Origin of the sequence: Cellulomonas pasadenensis (genome assembly GCF_047229365.1) — a bacterium.
In the GTDB taxonomy this organism is placed as follows: Bacteria; Actinomycetota; Actinomycetes; order Actinomycetales; family Cellulomonadaceae; genus Cellulomonas.
Map to the genome: position 1 here is coordinate 1 of NZ_JBFTEP010000218.1, position 3,502 is coordinate 3,502.

The following is a 3,502-nucleotide window of genomic DNA, read 5'->3' on the forward strand; positions in this document are numbered from 1 at the left end:
GGTGCGAGCGCCTCGGCGGCGCGCAGCTCGGCCGGGGTGGGGCCCTCCGCCGCCGGCACGGGTGCGACGACCGGTGCGGCGACGGTGGGCTCCTCGTCCTCCGGGACGTCCGACCCCGCGCCACCGGCCGCGGGGGGCGCGGCGGGCGTCGGCTGCGTGCTCTCGTCCCACGGCACGCCGTCGAGCAGGTCGAGCAGCTCGTGCGCGACCTCGGCGGCCGGCGGACGGTCCTCGGGCCGGCGCTGCGTCATCGCCTGCAGCACGGCCCGCAGCCGCGGGTCGAGCTCGCGCGGCACGTCGGGGTCGCGCGTGAGGCGCGCGGCCGCCACCTCCGCGGTCGTGCCCGTGAAGGCGCGCCGGCCGGTGACCGCCTCGAGCAGCACGAGCCCGAGCGCGTACACGTCGGCAGGGGCGCCGATCTCGCCGCCCACCGCCTGCTCGGGGCTGAGGTACGCGACGGTGCCGAGGACCGTGCCCGTGGCGGTGAGGCGGGTCGCCGCGGACAGCCGGGCGATGCCGAAGTCGACGAGCCGGGCGGGCAGCCACTCGTGCACGTCGTCCGGCTCGTCGAGGCAGTCGTCGTCGACGAGGAGCACGTTGCCCGGCTTCACGTCGCGGTGCACGATCCCCTGCGCGTGCACGACCGCGAGCGCGTCCGCCGCGGCGCGCCCGACGGCGGCGGTCTGGCGCACGGTCAGGGGTCCGGTGCGCAGGCGCTCGCCCAGGCTGGGCCCGCGGACGATCTCCATGACGAGGTAGGCCTGGACCAGGTCCTCGCCGACGGGCAGGGACTCGGCGTCGAAGAGCCGCACGAGGCCGTGGTGGCGCAGCCGCGCCAGGACGGCGATCTCTGCCTCGTGCCGCAGCAGCTCGTCGCTGCCGCGCGGCACGGCGGGCAGGACCTTGACGGCGACGTCGCGGCCGAGGAGCTCGTCGAGGGCCCGGTGGACGGTGCCGGAGCCGCCGCGGCCGATGACCTCCTGCAGCCGGTAGCGGTGGGCGAGGACGACGGGTTCGTCCGTCCCGCCGGCCGCACCGGGGGTCGACGGGGTGCGTGAGCGACCTGACGCACCGTCCAACATTCCTCCGACGGTAGGCGACACGCGGGGGGACGGCACGCCGTGCGGGGGTGATCCCCCGTGCGGCCCAGGTGCAGGGCGGCGTCGGGCCGGGGCGCCCGGGGCGTCAGTCCTGCCAGACGCGCAGGTGCTCGAAGCGGGCGACGGCGCGCGGGTCGGTGCCGTTCCACCCGTGGGCGGCCAGGCCGACGCGCAGGTCGGTGCCGGCCGGGAACGTCCAGACGCCGCCCGCCACCCACGTGGTGCCGTCGGTGCTCGTCAGGGCGCGCACCTCGTGCTCCCCCGCGGCGTCCGTGCGGTGCACCAGCCGCAGCCAGGTGCGCTCGGCCGGCGGGCCGACGATGGTGCCGCCGTACTGGGTGCGGCCGGCGTAGGGGCGCTCGTGGCCGAGCTCGGTCTGCCGTGTGTTCCAGATGGCGACGTGCGAGAGCCGGGCGAACAGGTCGTCGTCGGCGTGCACGACCAGGCCGGCCTGCTGGAAGTTGCGGACCGCGTCCTCGCCGAGGTCGACGCGCACGACGGTCTCGGCGGTCCAGCCGCCGGCGGGCACGTCGCGCAGGAGCAGCCCGGCCGTGCCGCCGGGGCCGACGAGGTCGGCCTGCTCGACCGGCCAGACGAGGTCGCCGTCGGCGGTGGTGACCTGCGGGTCGCGCACGGCGGTCCAGCCGGTGCCGGTGCCGTCGTCGAAGGTGAGGTCGTCGACGAGCGTCCCCGGGGTGGGCAGCGGCTGCGGCGCGGGCGGCGGGGGCGCCAGCGGCACGGCGCTGAGGTCGTCGACGTGCACGCCGGGGGTCAGCGCGATCGCGCCGGCGGCACCGCCCCGGGTGCGACGCGCGAGGTCGATCGTCGCGACGGCGAGCGGGTCGCCGAGGCGCGCGTGGCTGAGCTCCGCGCGCGCCGTGCGGCCGTCCACCTCGAGCGCGAGCGCGTGCCACGTCGTCCAGTCGACGCCGGGCGGCAGGGGCGCGGTCATCTCCGCGCGACCGCTGCGCAGGCGCAGCACGCCCGCGGCGGGGTCCACGACCGCGGTCACGGCCGCGTCGTGCCGGCCGCCGCGTCCGCGGTCGACGCCGTCGTCCGTGCCGGTCGCGGCGTCGGGGCCGTCGTGCAGGCTGCCCCACCTGCCGGCGTCCGCGCCGGCCACGACGCCGCCCGTGGCGCCCGCGTCGAGGCGCACGTCGGCCTCGACGCGCAGCGGCCCGGCGGGCGCGTGGCGCGCGACGAGGACACCGGGACGGCGGGCGAGCGCGTGCGGGCCGCCCTGCGGGTCGCCGCTGACGGTGCGCCACGCGTCCCCGCGCCACGGGTCGCGGATCCCGCGCTCGAAGCCGGTGACGAGGCGGCCGCCCGTGGCGGGGCCGGGCTGCGCGCCCTGGGACGCGCCCGCGCCGCCGCGGACCACGGGCCAGCCGTCGACCCAGTCGAGGCGGTCGATCAGCATGGGGCGCTCGTTGATGCCGTCGGTCCCGTCCAGGTACGGGTCCTCGCGGTCGATCGCGTGGTAGACGACCCAGTCCTGGCCGGACAGGTCGGTCGCGACGGCGTTGTGCCCCGTGCCGACCCACCGGTTGCCGTTCGGCGCGAGCACCGGCGTGCCGCCCGCGCGGGACGCCAGCAGCGGGACGCCCTCGCGGTCGACGTACGGCCCGGTGAGCGACGCCGACCGGCCGACGTGCACGGCGTACCCCGTCGTCGGCCCGGCGCAGCAGTTCGCCGACGACGCGAAGAGGTACCAGAACCCGTCGCGGTGCACGACGTACGCGCCCTCGTACTTGTTGTCGATCGTCACCTGCACGGGCTCGCCCACCGCCTCGGTGCCGGTCGCGTCGAGCTCGGTGACCCAGATGCCGCCGTAGTAGGAGCCGTAGAACAGGTGCTCGCGGCCGTCGGGCGTGGCCACGTGGTGCGGGTCGAAGGTCCACAGGAAGTCGTCGGGTCCGCCGGCGCCGGGGCGCGGGTCGACCACGGGGTCGCCCGCGTCGGTCCACGGTCCCGTGGGCGTGGGCGCCGTCGCGACGCCGATCGCGCTGTCGTCCGCCCCGGTCGTCACCGTGGTCTGCGTGACGACGTAGTAGAGGCGGTACTCGCCGTCGACGTACCGGACGTCGGGCGCCCACAGCGCGGCGCGCCGGTCCGGGTGCGTGTCGGCCCACGCCGGGAGCGTGCTCGCCGTGAAGGCGTCGCCGACGTACTCCCACGTCACGAGGTCACGCGAGCGCGAGACCGGCAGCAGGTGCCGGGCGCCCTCGCCCTCGCGGAGCGGGTCGGTGGTGCCGTACGCGTACCACCAGCCGTCCTGCCCGCGCACGACCGCCGGGTCGGCGTACGTGTCGGCGAAGCCGGCGCTCACGGGGTTCGTGTACGTCGTCGCGCCGGGTGCGGGGCGCGCGCCGCCGTGCCGGTCGGGCGCCGCGGCGGCGGGC

The 3,502-nt window shown here is 77.9% G+C and carries 2 protein-coding genes; both read right to left on the bottom strand.

Going from position 1 to position 3,502, the window contains the following annotated elements:
- A partial coding sequence (locus AB6N23_RS17740) for a serine/threonine-protein kinase (protein WP_412867289.1) occupies window positions 1-1,082 on the bottom strand: 1,082 nt, incomplete at its 3' end.
- 103 nt (window positions 1,083-1,185) lie between these two features.
- The coding region (locus AB6N23_RS17745) for a glycoside hydrolase family 43 protein (protein ID WP_412867290.1) at window positions 1,186-3,502 on the bottom strand (2,317 nt) is incomplete at its 5' end.